General features: G+C 70.5%; 14 protein-coding genes, 1 tRNA gene and 1 pseudogene. 10 read left to right on the top strand and 6 right to left on the bottom strand.

Annotated elements, in window-relative coordinates:
* Nucleotides 1-28: 28 nt before the first annotated feature.
* Nucleotides 29-1192 carry a Gfo/Idh/MocA family protein gene (locus BJ965_RS04300; protein WP_184907424.1) on the bottom strand — a complete coding sequence of 388 codons (1164 nt, stop codon included), beginning with the start codon at nucleotides 1190-1192 and terminating at the stop codon, nucleotides 29-31.
* A 111-nt stretch (nucleotides 1193-1303) separates the two neighbouring features.
* On the opposite strand from BJ965_RS04300, the gene BJ965_RS04295 reads away from it, so the two are divergent.
* On the top strand, nucleotides 1304-2302 hold the full coding sequence (locus BJ965_RS04295) for a LacI family DNA-binding transcriptional regulator (protein ID WP_184907423.1): 999 nt from the start codon (nucleotides 1304-1306) through the stop codon (nucleotides 2300-2302).
* Between the two features lie 13 nt (nucleotides 2303-2315).
* On the opposite strand, the gene BJ965_RS04290 is transcribed toward BJ965_RS04295, so the two are convergent.
* The gene (locus BJ965_RS04290; RefSeq protein ID WP_184907422.1) at nucleotides 2316-2660 is read right to left on the bottom strand and encodes a cupin domain-containing protein; all 345 of its coding nucleotides are present in this window, start codon (nucleotides 2658-2660) and stop codon (nucleotides 2316-2318) included.
* 267 nt (nucleotides 2661-2927) lie between these two features.
* Here BJ965_RS04290 and BJ965_RS04285 point away from each other — a divergent pair, with 267 nt between their 5' ends.
* The 9 genes and pseudogenes from BJ965_RS04285 to BJ965_RS40360 all read left to right on the top strand — a co-directional run bounded on the left by BJ965_RS04285 (nucleotide 2928) and on the right by BJ965_RS40360 (nucleotide 10305).
* The gene (locus BJ965_RS04285) at nucleotides 2928-3149 is read left to right on the top strand and encodes a hypothetical protein (protein ID WP_184907421.1); all 222 of its coding nucleotides are present in this window, start codon (nucleotides 2928-2930) and stop codon (nucleotides 3147-3149) included.
* A gap of 43 nt (nucleotides 3150-3192) precedes the next feature.
* Nucleotides 3193-3266 (top strand) — tRNA-Pro (locus BJ965_RS04280).
* A 475-nt stretch (nucleotides 3267-3741) separates the two neighbouring features.
* Complete coding sequence (gene fsxC, locus BJ965_RS04275; RefSeq protein WP_184907420.1) at nucleotides 3742-5070, top strand: FxsC protein; 1329 nt, start codon at nucleotides 3742-3744, stop codon at nucleotides 5068-5070.
* Nucleotides 5067-5525: pseudogene (locus BJ965_RS04270) on the top strand (AAA family ATPase); the annotation flags it as partial. The gene fsxC and the pseudogene BJ965_RS04270, both read left to right, overlap by 4 nt.
* Nucleotides 5526-5708: 183 nt before the next feature.
* Nucleotides 5709-6989: an ABC transporter substrate-binding protein gene (locus BJ965_RS04265; RefSeq protein WP_376777899.1), complete on the top strand. Its 1281-nt coding sequence runs from the start codon at nucleotides 5709-5711 to the stop codon at nucleotides 6987-6989.
* 70 nt (nucleotides 6990-7059) lie between these two features.
* Nucleotides 7060-8019, top strand: coding sequence for a carbohydrate ABC transporter permease (locus BJ965_RS04260; RefSeq protein ID WP_184907419.1), 960 nt, complete (start codon nucleotides 7060-7062; stop codon nucleotides 8017-8019).
* Entirely contained in the window at nucleotides 8019-8852 is an 834-nt protein-coding gene (locus BJ965_RS04255) for a carbohydrate ABC transporter permease (protein ID WP_031103669.1), read from the top strand. Before BJ965_RS04260 ends, BJ965_RS04255 begins: the two co-directional genes overlap by 1 nt.
* Before the next feature lie 26 nt (nucleotides 8853-8878).
* Nucleotides 8879-10066, top strand: a complete 1188-nt coding sequence (locus BJ965_RS04250; protein WP_184907418.1) for an ABC transporter ATP-binding protein — start codon at nucleotides 8879-8881, stop codon at nucleotides 10064-10066.
* Nucleotides 10067-10227: 161 nt separating this feature from the next.
* Nucleotides 10228-10305 carry a 50S ribosomal protein bL37 gene (locus tag BJ965_RS40360; protein WP_370443954.1) on the top strand — a complete coding sequence of 26 codons (78 nt, stop codon included), beginning with the start codon at nucleotides 10228-10230 and terminating at the stop codon, nucleotides 10303-10305.
* A gap of 100 nt (nucleotides 10306-10405) precedes the next feature.
* Here the strand turns inward: BJ965_RS40360 and BJ965_RS04245 are convergent, their stop codons facing one another.
* The 4 genes from BJ965_RS04245 to absR1 form a co-directional block, all read right to left on the bottom strand.
* Nucleotides 10406-12124, bottom strand: a complete 1719-nt coding sequence (locus BJ965_RS04245; protein ID WP_184907417.1) for an FAD-dependent monooxygenase — start codon at nucleotides 12122-12124, stop codon at nucleotides 10406-10408.
* 44 nt (nucleotides 12125-12168) lie between these two features.
* Nucleotides 12169-13443: a cation:proton antiporter gene (locus tag BJ965_RS04240; RefSeq protein WP_184907416.1), complete on the bottom strand. Its 1275-nt coding sequence runs from the start codon at nucleotides 13441-13443 to the stop codon at nucleotides 12169-12171.
* A 186-nt stretch (nucleotides 13444-13629) separates the two neighbouring features.
* On the bottom strand, nucleotides 13630-13788 hold the full coding sequence (locus BJ965_RS04235) for a hypothetical protein (RefSeq protein ID WP_184907415.1): 159 nt from the start codon (nucleotides 13786-13788) through the stop codon (nucleotides 13630-13632).
* 70 nt (nucleotides 13789-13858) lie between these two features.
* Nucleotides 13859-14944 (bottom strand): beta-glucuronidase AbsR1, encoded by a 1086-nt coding sequence (absR1, locus tag BJ965_RS04230; RefSeq protein ID WP_184907414.1) that lies wholly within the window; start codon nucleotides 14942-14944, stop codon nucleotides 13859-13861.
* Nucleotides 14945-14955 lie beyond the last annotated feature (11 nt).

Here is a 14955-nt window from a genome sequence, read left to right as displayed (position 1 = left end):
GGGCCGGGGCCGGGGCCGGGGGCGGGTGTCAGGCCCGCCCCGTCACCTCCGCCCAGCTCCCGCTCTGCGCCGACCGCGCCATGGCGTCCAGCGCGGCCGCGCTGTGCACGGCGTCCTTGAGCGTCGCTCCGTGCGGCGTGCCCTCGGCGACCGACCTGAGGAAGCGGTACGCCTCGATGACCTTCAGGTCGTCGTATCCCATGGCGTTCGCGGCGCCCGGCTGGAACGCCGCGAACTCCCCGTGACCCGGGCCGGCATACACCGTGGTCACGGACTGGTCCTGGTAGGTGGTCCCGCGGCTGATCCCCAGCTCGTTCATGCGGCGGAAGTCCCAGAACACGGCGCCCTTGCTGCCGTGCACCTCGAAGCCGTAGTTGTTCTGCTCACCGACCGAGACCCGGCAGGCCTCCAGGACACCGCGGGCACCGGAGGCGAAGCGCAGCAGGCAGCTGACGTAGTCCTCGTTCTCGACCGGACCGAGTTCGCCCCCGGCGGCGCGGATGTGACCGGCCGTGGCGCCCGTCGGGCGGGCCCGCTCCGGGAGGAAGATCGCCGTGTCGGCCGTCAGGGACGTGATGTCGCCGAGCAGATGACGGGCCAGGTCCACGCCGTGCGACGCCAGGTCGCCCAATACCCCGCTGCCGCCCCGCTCCCGCTCGTAGCGCCAGGTCAGCGCGGACTCGGGATGGGCCGCGTAGTCGCTGAACAGCCGGACGCGGACATGGGTGACCGTGCCGATCTCCCCGGAGGCGATCAGCTCGCGGGCCGCCTCGACGGCGGGCGCGTTGCGGTAGTTGAAGCCCACGGCGCCCTGCACGCCCGCCTTGGCGACCGCGTCCGCGACCGCGCCGGCGTCCTCGGCGGTCAGACCGACCGGCTTCTCGATCCAGATGTGCTTGCCCGCCTCGGCCATGGCGACACCGATCTCGCGGTGCAAAAAGTTCGGCGCGGTGATGCTGACCGCCCGCACCCGGGGGTCGGCGGCCACCTCGCGCCAGTCCCGGGTCGTCGAGGCGAACCCGAACTGCGCGGCGGCCTCCTCCGCCCGGCCCGGCACCTCCTCCGCGACCGTCACCAGCTCCGGTACGAGGGGCAGCTGCGGATAGTGGTGCCGCACGCGCGCGTACGCCTGGGTGTGCACCCGCCCCATCCAGCCGAATCCGATGACGGCGACGCCGAGCGTGTCCACCATGAGAGCCCCTCTTTGGACCGTTCCAGAACCTGTCCAGGCCACCCTGGGCGGGGTTCACCGACGCTGTCAACCCTTTGACAAGCCGTGGCGCAGCATGGAACGGTCCATCCCATGAGAGCGCCGACCATCCGGGACGTGGCCGAACGGGCCGGTGTCTCCAAGTCGCTGGTCTCCCTCGCGCTGCGCGGCTCCGACCAGGTGCGCCCCGAGAAGCGGGACGCCGTGCTCCGGGCCGCCCGGGAGCTCGGCTACCGGCCCAACACCGCCGCACGCAGCCTGAGCGAGCAGCGCACCCGCACGGTCGGTGTCCTCCTGAACGACCTGCGCAACCCCTGGTTCGTCGACCTCCTCGAGGGTTTGAACTCCCTGCTGCACGCCAACGGCCTGCACATGCTGCTGGCCGACGCCCGCCTCAACCGCCGCACCGGCCAGGACCCGGCCGACCCGCTGCTCGACCTGCGCGTCGACGGCCTGGTCGTGGTCGGCACGCTGCCCGACCCGGCGGCCCTCGGCGGGGTGGCCGAGAGGATCCCGGTCGTGCTGGCGGGCTCCCGCGAACCGGCCCCGCCGGGCGTGGACGTCGTGGCCGGCGACGACGAGCGCGGCGCCCGGCTGGTCGCCGAGCACCTGATCGGCCTCGGGCACCGCCGGATCGCGCACATCGCGGGCTACGGAGCGGTGGGCGAGCTGCGGCGCCGCAGCTTCGAGGCGACGATGCGCCGCCACGGCCTCGGGGAGCAGGCGGTGGTCGAGCCGAGCGACATGACCGAGGAGGGCGGCTACCGCACGACCGTGCGGCTGCTCAGCCGCCCCGACCGGCCCACGGCCGTCTTCGCCGTCAACGACATCGCCGCCATCGGTGTGCTCTCGGCGGCGGAGGAACTCGGGCTGCGCGTCCCGCGCGACCTGTCCGTCGTCGGCTACGACAACACCAGCATCGCCCGGCTGCGGCACGTGTGGCTCACGACGGCCGACAACTCCAGTCACGAGGTCGGCCGGCGTGCGGCCCGCTGCCTCCTGGAGCGCTTCGAGGGCGCCGGCGGAGCGGGCCGGGTCCAACTGGCCACGCCCACCCTGGAGATCCGGGGCTCGACGGCCCCGTCGCCCTGACCGTCCCCCTCGCTCAGAGGTTGATCGCGTACGCCTTGCGCAGGGTCTCGTGCACCGTCCACGTCGTGCGGTCGCCCTCGCGCAGGACGGCCATGTCGCCGGGCCCGACCGTGAGCGTCGGCCCGCCCTCGACCTCGATCGTCGCCGAGCCGCTGATGACGACGAACAGTTCGTCGGCCTCGGTGTCGGTGACCACGCCGGGCGTGATCTGCCAGACGCCCCGCACCTGATGGCCGTCCTCCGACTCCCAGACCACCTTCCCGGTCACCTCGGGCGTCCCGGAGACGATCTGCTCGGGCGCGAGGGGCTCGGGTTCGAGCTCGGCGTCGGGGATGTGGAGTACGAAGCTGTGCGTCATGCGGCGACCTTAGCCCTGGTGAGCGGGGGAGAGGCCTGGACAGAGTGTGGGGTGCCGACCGGGCCGGGCGGACACTCCGTCGCACCTGTTTCCGGGGCCGCGGGGCGCGGCCGGGACCGGAGCGGTACCCCATCCCACCGCCTATGTCCGTCTCAACCCCTATGCCCTGGTCGGGAGTTCCCGTCGACTCGCGTATTGTTTGCGGCATATGCCCGGGCGTTGAGATGTCCAGGGGCGCGCGAGTGCGTGGGTGAAGGGGAGCAGGACGTGGACGAGACGGGGCGACGACCCGCCCGGCGGACCGGGCTGCCCGGAGGCGCTGTCACGGCACTCCTGGCTGTGGCGGCCTGCGCCGGTCACGCGACCAAGGCGGACCTCCCCTGGTGGGCCGTCCTCGCCGTCGCCGTCTCGGCGGTGGGTCTCGCCGGCTGGACCCGGCGCCCGGAACGGCCGTCGGCACGGGCCGGGGGACGGCTCCCCATGCGGTAGGGTTGACCTGCGTGATCACGCGGTTCACCCGCGCGATGCGCATCGGGACGTGGCGCAGCTTGGTAGCGCACTTGACTGGGGGTCAAGGGGTCGCAGGTTCAAATCCTGTCGTCCCGACTTTACGAAGTCGCAGTTCAGGGGCCGTTTCAGAGGAGATCTGAAACGGCCCCTTGATCATTCTCGGGGACCGGTGGGGGACCAGCGCACTCGACTGAGCTGGGGCGCACCTTGACCCGGTCAAGGTGCGCCGTGCGGCCCGCTGAAGGTTCTTCGTCCGCTGGTGAGCTGCTGCGTCGGGTAGTGCAAGGCGGCGAGTGGCTCGTCGCGGAGGAGCAGGTGGTGCGGGTGGTCAGCGCACGGGTGAGGGTGATGTGCTGCGACTGACCACCGGGAAGTTCGGCGGGGGTTTGTAAGGACTACCTGCAGTCCGGTCTCTACGGACTACGGCAGGCGGGCCGCCACGTCAAGCACCGCAGTACCGTATGGGCCCTCGCGCGGACAATTGTCGAAGTGGCTCAGCAGACCAGCCTCGAACCGTGCGACGTGGAGCTGTTCCGCGACCTCCGGAACGTCTTCGAGGAGGAATAGCGGGATGCCGGTGTTCTTCATGAGCTATGCGCGCATTCCTGTTCCCCGGTACCTGGACGCCTCGCAGGATCCCCATCGGCTGGTTCTCCAGTTCTTCGACGAACTCTGCGGGAACGTGGCGCGCCAGGCGCGAGTTCCCAGGGAGGAGGCGGGTTTCGTCGAGCGGCCGGGCATGCCGGGCGAGGAATCGATCAAGGCCCTCTTCGAGTCCCAAGTCTTCGTTCCCCTGTACTCGAAGCGGTACTTCAGCAGCCCTCGGTGCGGGCGCGAGTGGACCGTCGCCACTCACAGGGTCGCTCAAGGGAGCCGCCCGAGCATCGTCCCGGTGCTCTGGACGCCGCATTCGCCAACGTCACTCCCCACGAGGGTCAAGGAGCAATACCCCGAAGTGCCGGAAGGCATCGGTGAAGCTGCCGCAAACTACGCCTCCATGGGAATGCGCCAGTTGCTCCGGTTGGCCGAACGGCCGGACCCAGAGAACGAGCATGCGACGGCCCAGGTCTCCGCCCAGGTCGCCCAGGTGACCGACTGGCTCGCCAAGCACATCGTCGACCAGGCGGCCACGGTGCCCAGACAGTCGCGGACGTCCTCCGGCGGGGGGCGGGCGACGGCGCCGACGACACTGGCCGGACTGGACGACGCCTTCGCCGACCCGCCCTTCGCCTCCCCGCTGCACATCACCGTGCTCGCCCCGACCGAGGAGCAGTTACCGGTCGGCCGGGACAACACGCGCTACGGTTCACGCGTCGACGGCTGGCGGCCCTATGGCCAGGCGGTGGGGCCGCTGGTCGAGCAGATGGAGGCCCTGGCGCGCCATCTCGGTTTCGAGCCCACTGTGCTGCCCTTCCACAAGCATCAGACGGAGCTGAGGAGCACGGAGATCCCGACAGCTCCCTGGATTCTGGTGGTGGACCCCTGGGCCTTGGAAGATCCCCGCATTGCGAGTCAGGCACGGGAGTTCGACAGAGTCCGGCGGCCGTGGACGGCGGTGCTGAGTATCTTGGCAGGGGACGATCTGCAGACCATGGAACAGTCCGATCGGTTGCGCGGGCTACTGCGGACACACTTTCCCCGCTTCCACAGCGAGGGCCGTGCGGGGGAGCAGGAGGCGGTACGCGGTCTGGCCGGGGCGGACGTGTTCGTCCGCTGGTTCGGTGAGCTGGTTGAGGCAACCTGGATGCGCTATTTGCGGTACATCCATTCGCAATTGTCCCGGAGCAGTACTGACGCCCGGGATGTTCCGGACGCCGGTGCGCACCTCCCCCAACGGCCCGGCCTCGGCAGGGACAACGGGGCGCCGAGCGACGGACGTCTCGTGGAGGGCAGGCCATGACCGGCGACGACGCGGGCAGGATCATCACGTTCTACTCGTACAAAGGCGGTGCGGGACGGACGATGGCACTGGCCAACACGGCCTGGATCCTCGCCTCCTCGGGCAAGAGCGTGCTGGTGGTCGACTGGGACCTCGACGCACCGGGGCTGGACGGCTTCCTGCACCCCTTCCTGAGCGAGAGCCGGCTGCGCTCCACACCCGGTGTGCTCGAACTGGTCAGCCGGTCCACCCAGTTCATGCTCCAAGCGCTGGACATGGCCAAGCAGATGCGCCCGATCGAACGGGATTCCGAACTGTCGGCCGCGGCCGACGCCTGGACGAGCGGCGGAATCGCTCTCAACAGCTGCCTCATCCAGGTCGACTGGGCATTCCCCGCGGGCGGCCAGCTCTACTACCTCCCGGCCGGCACAAAGAACAAGGGCTACCTCTCGGCGTTCTCACAGTTCGACTGGAAGGCCGGCCCGAGGTCCTTGGGGCGCGGATCTTTGCCGGCGCCGTGTATGCCTCAGATCTGGCTAATGAGTCGTTTAGTGTCATATGTCCTTGATGTCGTGTCGGGTGATCCTTAGTGTTCGCCGGGAGGTAAGCACTGCGAGGCCCGAGCCCGTGCCACCGTCCGGAAGTGAGGTGTGGAGCGCGTGCACGCGAGGGGACATCCCAGAGGGACGCGATGGCTGCGTGCGTTCGCCGTACTGCCGTTGCTGGCGTCGGCGCTCGCGGCCTGTGGCAGTGACGAAGGCTCCGGCAGGCCCACCCTCAACTGGTACAACTTCCCCGACGACTCCGGTGCGCTCCAGAAAGCTGCCGACCGGTGCAGCCAGGCGTCGGGCGGCCGCTACAGGATCAGTTACAACAAGCTCCCGCGTGCCGCCGACGGCCAGCGTCAGCAGATGGTCCGCAGGCTCGCGGCCGAGGACGACTCCCTCGACATCCTGGGCCTGGACGTCACCTGGGCGGCGGAGTTCGCCGAGGCGCGCTGGATCCGGGAATGGACAGGAGCGGCGAAGCGGCAGGCCGTCGAGGGCACTCTGCGCGTACCGCTCCAGACCTCGACCTGGAAGGGCAAGCTGTACGCCGTCCCGTACAACACCAACACCCAGCTCCTGTGGTACCGCAAGGACCTGGTGCCCACACCGCCGAGGACCTGGGCCGAGATGCTGGACATGGCCGGCGCCCTCGCCCGGCAGGGCAAACCGCACTTCGTCGAGATCCAGGGCGCCCAGTACGAGGGTCTGACCGCCTGGTTCAACACCCTGATCAACAGTGCGGGCGGCTCCATCCTCAACGCGAGCGCGACCGAGCCTTCCCTCGGTCCTCCCGCTGTGCGGGCTGCGGGGATCATGCGGGAGCTGGCGACGTCCCCGGCCGCGGACCCCTCCCTGCCCAACCAGATGGAGGACCAGAACCGCCTCGCCATGGAGTCGGGGGTGGCGGCGTTCGAGCTCAACTACCCCTTCGTCTATCCGTCGATGAAGGCGAACAACCCCGAGCTGTTCAAGAACTTCCGCTGGGCGCCGTACCCCCGGGTCGACGCGAACCGCCCGGCACGGCCCACCATCGGCGGCATCGACCTGGCGGTGAGCGCCTACTCGCGCCACCCGGACCTGGCCTTCGAGGCGGCACTGTGCCTGCGCAACAGGGAGAACCAGCTCACCGCCGCGCTCGAGGGCGGCCTGCCGCCCACCCTGCGCGCCCTGTACGACGAGCCCGCGTTCATGAAGGAGTACCCCTTCTCCGCGGAGGTGCTGGCCGCGCTGGAGTCGGCGAGCGTGCGCCCGATCACTCCGGTCTACCAGAACGTGTCGATCGCGGTCTCCCACACGCTGTCTCCGCCGTCCGGGATCAAACCGGAGAGCTCCGTCAACACCATCAGGGAGCAGATCGACGATGCCCTGCGATCCGAGGGTGTGATCCCGTGAACCACCACCTCCCGCACCACGTCGTCGCCCGGCGCAGCAGCGCGCGGGCCTCGTCCCCGGGCGGCCCGAGATGAGCACGCGGGCGCAACCCGCCGGAACCCCGCCGCCCCCCGAAGCGGAGACGGAGCAGAGGGGGCCGGACCGGGCGGCACTCTCGGCGGGCGCCCGGCAGGAGCGGCGGCTCGGCTGGCTGCTCTGTGCGCCCGCCGTCGTCGTCATGATCGCCGTGACCGCCTACCCCATCGGGTACGCCGTCTATCTGTCCCTCCAGCGGTACGACCTGCGCTTTCCCGGACGGGCGGAGTTCGTGGGCCTGAGCAACTACGGAGCCGTGCTGTCCTCCCCGTTCTGGTGGGACGCGTTCTGGGTGACGCTGTTCATCACCGCGGTGTCCGTGGCGATCGAACTGGTCCTCGGAATGGGGCTCGCCCTGGTGATGCACCGCACGATCTTCTGGCGCGGCGTCATCCGCACGTCGGTCCTCGTTCCCTATGGGATCGTCACCGTGGTCGCCGCCTTCTCCTGGCAGTACGCCTGGACACCGGACCTCGGATACCTCGCCGAGTTGCTGCCCAGCGGAGAGGCTCCGCTGACCGAGCAGTGGCCCGCGCTCTGGCTGATCATCCTCGCCGAGGTGTGGAAGACGACGCCGTTCATGGCCCTGCTGCTGCTCGCGGGCCTCGCACTGGTCCCCGAGGAGACCCTCAAGGCGGCCATGGTGGACGGTGCCACCGCCTGGCAGCGCTTCACCAAGATCATGCTGCCGCTGATGAAGCCGGCCATCTTGGTGGCCCTGCTCTTCCGCACACTGGACGCGTTCCGGATCTTCGACAACATCTACGTCCTGACCGCGGGCGCCCAGGGGACCGGCTCGCTGTCGATCCTCGGGTACGACAACCTGTTCACCGCGCTGAACCTGGGCATCGGGTCGGCGATCTCGGTCCTGATCTTCATCTGCGTCGGGATCATCGCCTTCACCTTCGTCAAACTGTTCGGCGCCGCCGCACCCGGCGCGGAGGTGAAGCGCTGATGGCCGCCGTGGGAAAGACGCATGCCGCCCGATGGGGCGTCCTGAACGTGGTGGTGGTGCTCTACGCCCTGTTCCCGGTGTGGTGGATCGCCGCGCTGTCGTTCAAGGACCCCGGCACGCTGACGGACGGTGACTACATCCCCAGGGACTGGACCTGGGAGAACTACCGGGGCATCTTCGAGACCGCCGAGTTCACCCGTGCGCTGATCAACTCGATCGGCATCGCCCTGATCGCCACGGTGATCGCGGTGGCACTGGGCACCATGGCCGCCTACGCGGTGGCCCGGCTGCGGTTCCCCGGCAAGCGGGTACTCATCGGCATGTCCCTGCTGATCGCCATGTTCCCGCCGATCTCCCTGGTGTCACCGCTGTTCAACATCGAGCGGATCATCGGGATCTTCGACACCTGGATCGGGCTGATCATCCCGTACATGACCTTCTCCCTGCCGCTGGCGATCTACACCCTGTCGGCGTTCTTCCGGGAGATCCCCTGGGATCTGGAGAAGGCCGCCAAGGTCGACGGGGCGACGCCCGTGCAGGCCTTCCGGCTGGTCATCGCGCCGCTGGCCGCGCCGGGCGTGTTCACCACGGCCATTCTCGTGTTCATCTTCTGCTGGAACGACTTCCTGTTCGCGATCTCGCTGACGTCCACCGAGTCCGCGCGCACCGTGCCCGCCGCGATCGCGTTCTTCACCGGGAGTTCCCAGTTCCAGCAGCCCACAGGGTCGATCGCCGCCGCCGCTGTCGTCATCACCATCCCGATCATCGTTTTCGTCCTGCTCTTCCAGCGGCGGATCGTCGCCGGACTGACCTCCGGGGCAGTCAAGGGCTGAACGGGGAAGGCAAGGAGGCACCATCCATGGCCGAGATCATCCTTGAGGGAGTCACCAAGCGCTTTCCCGACGGGTCCCTCGCCGTGAAGGACGTGGACCTCGAGATCGCCGACGGCGAGTTCGTGATCCTGGTCGGTCCGTCGGGATGCGGCAAGTCCACCACCCTGAACATGATCGCCGGACTCGAGGACATCACGGAAGGCACCCTGCGCATCGGAGACCGAGTCGTCAACGACCTGGCTCCCAAGGATCGAGACGTGGCCATGGTGTTCCAGAGCTACGCCCTGTATCCGCACATGAGCGTCCGGGAGAACATGGGCTTCCCGCTGCGCCTGGCCAAGGTGGACAAGGACACCATCGACGCCAAGGTGACGGACGCCGCCCGGATCCTCGACCTCACCGAGCACTTGGACCGCAAGCCCGCCAACCTCTCAGGCGGTCAGCGCCAGCGGGTGGCCATGGGGCGGGCGATCGTCCGTGATCCCAAGGCGTTCCTGATGGACGAGCCGCTGTCCAACCTGGACGCCAAACTCCGGGTCCAGATGCGCACTCAGATCTCCCGGCTGCAGCGGAGCCTCGGCACGACCACCGTGTACGTCACCCACGACCAGACCGAGGCGATGACGCTGGGCGACCGTGTCGTGGTCATGAGACAGGGCCTGGTGCAGCAGATCGGCACCCCTGCCGAGCTGTACGACCTGCCGCGCAACATCTTCGTCGCGGGCTTCATCGGCTCCCCGGCGATGAACTTCGTGAACGCCACTCTGGAGGCAGGTGCCCTGCGCTCGCCCCTGGGCGACCTGACCCTCGACGACCGTACGAGGCAGGCGCTGGAACGCCAGAACGCGCCCCGCGAGGTCATCGTCGGGCTGCGACCGGAGGCATTCGAGGACGTGGCCCTGTCACGCGACCGGGACCGGACGGGCCCGGTCTTCACCGTCACCGTGGAGGTGCTGGAGTCCCTGGGCTCCGATGCGTATGTCTACTTCGCCGCGGAGGGCGGGCCCGTGCAGACCACCGAACTGGAGGAGCTCGCCAAGGACTCGGGCCTGCGCGACACCGGCGCCGACACCAGTCACCTCGTGGCCCGGCTGGACGCCGCCACGCGTGCCCGCGAGGGAGAACCGCTGGAGCTGCGGGTCGACATGGCCAAGGCCCACGTGTTCGACCCGGCGACCGGAGCGAACCTCACGCATCCGGTGCGGGCGGACTGACGAGGCACCACGGGGCCAGGCCGGGCCGCCACCGTGACATAGGCCACCCGGGTGCATCTTCATCGTGTGCGTTTGCGTACGCGTCGGATGGAAAGTGGCTCTGTAGTCACCGGACGCGCAATCCGGTGGATGGTGACCGAAAGCCGGAAAGAGGAGGTCCGATGTCCTCGAAGCGACGTCGCAAGAAGAAGGCCCGCCGCAAGAACGGCGCGAACCACGGCAGCCGTCCGCAGTCCTGAGAAGTCCTGCGGGCGCGCCGACGCACACGGGTGAGTGGCAGCCGCCACTCACCCGTGTGCGTTCGCAGGCGCGTCACGGCCCCCCGGCCATCCGGTGCTGTCAGAGGCGGAAGACCCGTCCGAGTGCGTCGGTCAGCGCGGGCTCCGTCTCCGCGGCCGCGAGCCCGGTCAGGCGGGCGGCGAGATAGCCGTCCGGGCGGATGAGGAAGGCCATCGCACCCTTCACGCCGTACAGTCGCGCGAACTCTCCCGCCTCGTCCCGGAACACGGGCAGGTGCCTGCCGTTCGCGCCGACCGGGACGTGCACGGCCTGCGCCGCGTCCGAGTCGCCGGCGGCGACGAGGAACGCGGGCAGGGTGCCGCCCGTCAGCCGGTCGGCGGTGGCGGCGGTGTCGCGGCAGGCGGTGAGCGCGTCGGCCGAGTCGGCGTGGAGGACCAGGACGTGTCCGCGGTCGCGCAGCAGGTCGTAGAGGCGCAGGGGCGTCATGGCCAGGCTGGTGGTGAGGCCGCGGCAGTCGGGAGCCCGGTCGCCCGGGCCGGGGCAGTCCGCGTCCGTGGGGCCCGCCCCGTTCGTCGCGGTCAGGGGACCGTCCGGGTAGGCGACGAGCAGTTGCGCCTCGCGCAGCATCACCGTCGTCCTGTCGTCCGTCGCGGTCTGGACGCCGCCCGCCGTGGCATGGCGGACCGTGCGTCCGACCACTTCCTCGCCGACGGGTCGGCGTTCGGCGTCGTAGCTGTCGAGGAGCCGGGGGTGGGCGCCGCCGTCCAGGACGATGGCCAGCTTCCAGGCCAGGTTGCAGGCGTCCTGGATACCGGTGTTCATGCCCTGCGCGCCGGTCGGCGGGTGGATGTGCGCCGCGTCCCCGGCGACGAAGACCCGGCCCACGGAGTACCGGTCGACGAGGCGGTGACTGATGCGGAACACCGACGACCAGCGCATGGCGGACGCGTTGGCGGGCTCCGGTGACAGCCGGTCGACGACCGCCTGGATGTGCTCGAGGCGGGGCGCCCGTCCGCCCTCCAGGCCGTGGGCCGTCTCTCCCGGCGCGGCGTTCTCGGCCTTCGTCGAGAGCTCGGGCGGCACCAGCATCGACATGCGGTACCGGCGCTCTCCGGGCAGCGGGACGCAGACCAGGGCGTCGTCGATGCGGCCGTCGGCGCCGTGGTGCATGGACCGCACCCCGTAGCCCTCCGGAAGGTTCCAGTCCACCTCCACGTCGGCGAGCATGTACTCCTCCGGGAAAGCGCCCCCCTCGAAGGTGAGCCCGAGCCCTTTGCGGACGCTGCTGTGCGCCCCGTCGCAGCCGACCAGGAAGCGTGACCGCACCTCCTCCCGTGCGCCGGACGCCGTGACGATCCGGCTCACGACCCCGTCCTCGTCCTGTGTGAACCCCAGCAGTTCCGTGCCCCGCTCGATCCCGGTGCCGAAGCGGGCGAGGTGCTCCTCGATGATCCGCTCCGTGTCGTACTGCGGGAGGGCCGCGAAGCCGTAGGGGACCTCCGGCGGCAGCCGCATCTCGAAGCGCGCCTGCTCGACGCCGTCGGCGTACGTCAGCTGCCCGCGCAGCGGCACGGCGGCCTCCAGGGCGGCGCGCACCATGCCCATCCGGTCCCAGACCTCCAGCGTGCGCGGCTGCACGCCCACGGCCTTGGCGTAGGGCAGCCGGGCCGGCAGTCTGTCGATGATCCGGCAGGTGACCCCTTGCCGCCGCAGCTCGGCCGCCGCGGTGAGCCCGACCGGTCCCGCGCCCACGATCAGTACGTCTGTGTCCACCACCGGCGTCTCCTGCCGAGAGCCCCCCTTCCGCTCCGCCTCCATGCTCCACCGCCGGGGGACCGTCAGCTACTCCACGGAGTCTGCCGTCAGGGACCACCGCATCCGTGCGGGTACGCGGAGGACCGCAGTCCGTCGGTCGAGGCCGGCGCCACGCCCGGCGTGCCGTCGCCGGGCGCCGGATGCCGGGGGAGAGGCTTCGGCACCACCGCGGGGTCCGGCTTCTTCCCGGCTCGGTGGCGCGACCAGCAGCCGAACGCGATCTGCGCCCCGTAGTGCAGCAGATTGACCGTCACCACCGCCGGGGCGACGATGCCGACCGTCTTCGGGAAGTCGCGTTCGAGAGTGAGGGCGAGCAGCACGGCCGTGAGCCCGTTCTGCTGGCCGATTCCCAGCAGGATCCGGTCCCTTCGGGACAGACCGCGGACGAAGAGCGGCATCAGCAACACGGCCACCACCGCCTGCGCCGCGAACGCCGAGGCGCCGAGCAGCAGCCCCGGCGCGAGCGAGACCCCCTGGGCGACGAACAGGCCCAGCAGCACCGTGGCGAGCAGGAAGGCACTGGTGACCGCCCGCGCGAGAGGCCGGGTGAACGCCCGCGTGCGCAGGAACAGTCCGGCCACCGCCACGGCCAGCATGAGCATGTTCGCCGCGGCGAGCAGCAGCATGGCCACGACCAGGAGGACGGCGAGCGGTGTCGCCGGGCGCGGGGGGCGCTCGGGCCGCTCCCCGGCCCGCCGCGCCGGCCACAGCCTGCCGCCCGCCCACCACGCCAGCAGGGCGACGGCCAGCAGCAGCGCGTTGAGGACCAGGTCGAGGGCGTAACCCCCGGCGCCGCCGCCCATCACCGAGGGCGTGCCGGTGTGCCCGGCGGCCGTGTAGGCGTAACCGGCGACGTACAGCGTCAGCAGGACCGTCATCGGATCGTCGAAGGAGGCCCACGCCGTGAGCAGGGAGCGGGCGCGCTGCGACATGTGCCCGTCCTCGCTGAGGGCGGCCACCGACAGCGGGTCGATCTGCGCGACGACGATGCCGAGGACCAGGTACTCCGGGCGGTCGAAGGCCAGGACCATGACGCCCGAGATCATCCCCGCCTTGAGGACGACCCCCAGCGTGACCGCGGCCACCACACCCCGCAGGTCATGGCGCAGGTCCGCGAGATCGATGCCGTACGTGCTGCCGTACAGCCCCACGGCGAGCAGCAGCCCCGTGGCGACGACGTATCCGGTGGTGCCGACCAGGGGCGACGGGTCCGCCGCCAGGCCGATCAGAGTGCCCAGAGCCAGCGCACCCAGCGCGCCGAGCAGAACGGCCGGAACCGCCGCCAGCCTCCGCCGGCCGCGGTCGCGTCGGGACGTCTCCACTCGCTTCCCCCCATCCCCCGGTGTCGCGCCGCGAGCGCAGCCGGGCCACAGGCACCTCGTGCGCTTGTCGATACGGATATGCAACCGCGGGAGCAATCAAGCGTAGAGGTCGGTACTCGGACGGCGTAACACCATTGCCGGCCGTTCCTTGCACCGTGCCCGGTGGCGAATGCCGCTGAACTTCCTTCACCCCTGGGGTGGATCCACGGCGCCCCGGCCGGTGCGCCCCCGTCCGGCCGCCGCCCCCGGCGGGTGGCGGCGCACGCGCCGGTGGGCCGTACGCGGCGCCCGGAAGCCGGTGCCCTCCCGGCACATGGCGTGGTCGAGGACGTCACCCACCCCCATGGGCGACGTCCTCGACCGCTCCCCCGGTGCCGGACTGTGGCTCAGGTGTCCGCGCGGTGGATGTGTGCCGTCACCAGCACATCACCGCCGCCTCCCCGCTCCCCCAGGCGGAGTACAGACGTATGCGGACGACATAGCGGCGGCCCTTGACGAGCCGGGCGCCGATCGTGGCGTTGTGCTCGGTTCCCCCGTCGTCCCGGCCGGCGAGGTAGCGGGGCTCCCCGTCCCGCTCCTCGAAGAGCACCACGACGGCGTCGCAGTCGCCGAAGGTCCCCAGCGTGTACGTGCGGGTCTCAGGCGGGTCGATCGCGAAGTCCGCCTGTTCGCCCGGGCCGAGCCCGAGCGGCGCCGAGCGGAACGGCACCAGCGCGGGCGAGCCCTGCGGATGCGCCGGCGGATACCAGCGCAGCACGGACTCCTTGTCGGCGGCCGACAGGGTGCCGGGCGGGTTGAGGCCCCCGCGATACTGCTCCGGCTCCAGGATCAGCCCCGGCGCGAACGGGAACTCCATGATCGACTGCGGGTCCCAGAAGGAACCGTTGGTCTCGTCCGGGCCCAGCTTGCGCAGGATGTTGTAATGCGTCCGCTCCCGGCTCCAGTGGTGGGGCGGGCCCGCCAGTTCGGCGTGGACGGCCTCGTCGTCCCAGTGGATGCCCGCGAACGGGCTCTGGTGCTCGTGCAGCATGCCGAGCGCGTGCCCGATCTGGTGCAGGGCCGTCCCGCGCTCCCCGGGCGCGGTCAGGTCCCAGCCGAAGTTCATGGTGCGTTCCTGCCGCCCGGCGAGCAGCGCGTCCCGGCCCACCGTCGACCAGGAGCCGTCGCCGGCCTGGAACCCGATGCGCAGTTCGGCCTCGGAGCGGTCGTCGACCTCGGCGAAGGCGATCCCGATGCCGAGGTCCTGCCACTCCCGGAAGCATGACCGCACGACGTCGCGCTGCTCCTCGGCACCGGCCCACGACACCCGTCGCGTCATCCCCCTCCCCGGCACGGGGATGACGGACGCGTCGGTGTCACCGTCGAAGAACCAGTAGTGCAGGACGGTGCCGTTGACCCACCTCCGCCGCCCGCCCGCGAGCGCGCTCAGCCGCTCGGCCGCCAGCCCCGGTGCGAAGGCGGGCGCCGGCGTCTGAGCCAGCGAGCAGTAGCGTGCGGTCATGGGCCACAGAC

The organism is Streptomyces luteogriseus (genome assembly GCF_014205055.1).
Classification (GTDB): Bacteria; Actinomycetota; Actinomycetes; order Streptomycetales; family Streptomycetaceae; genus Streptomyces; species Streptomyces luteogriseus.
This window is presented reverse-complemented; position numbering and strand designations above follow the sequence as displayed.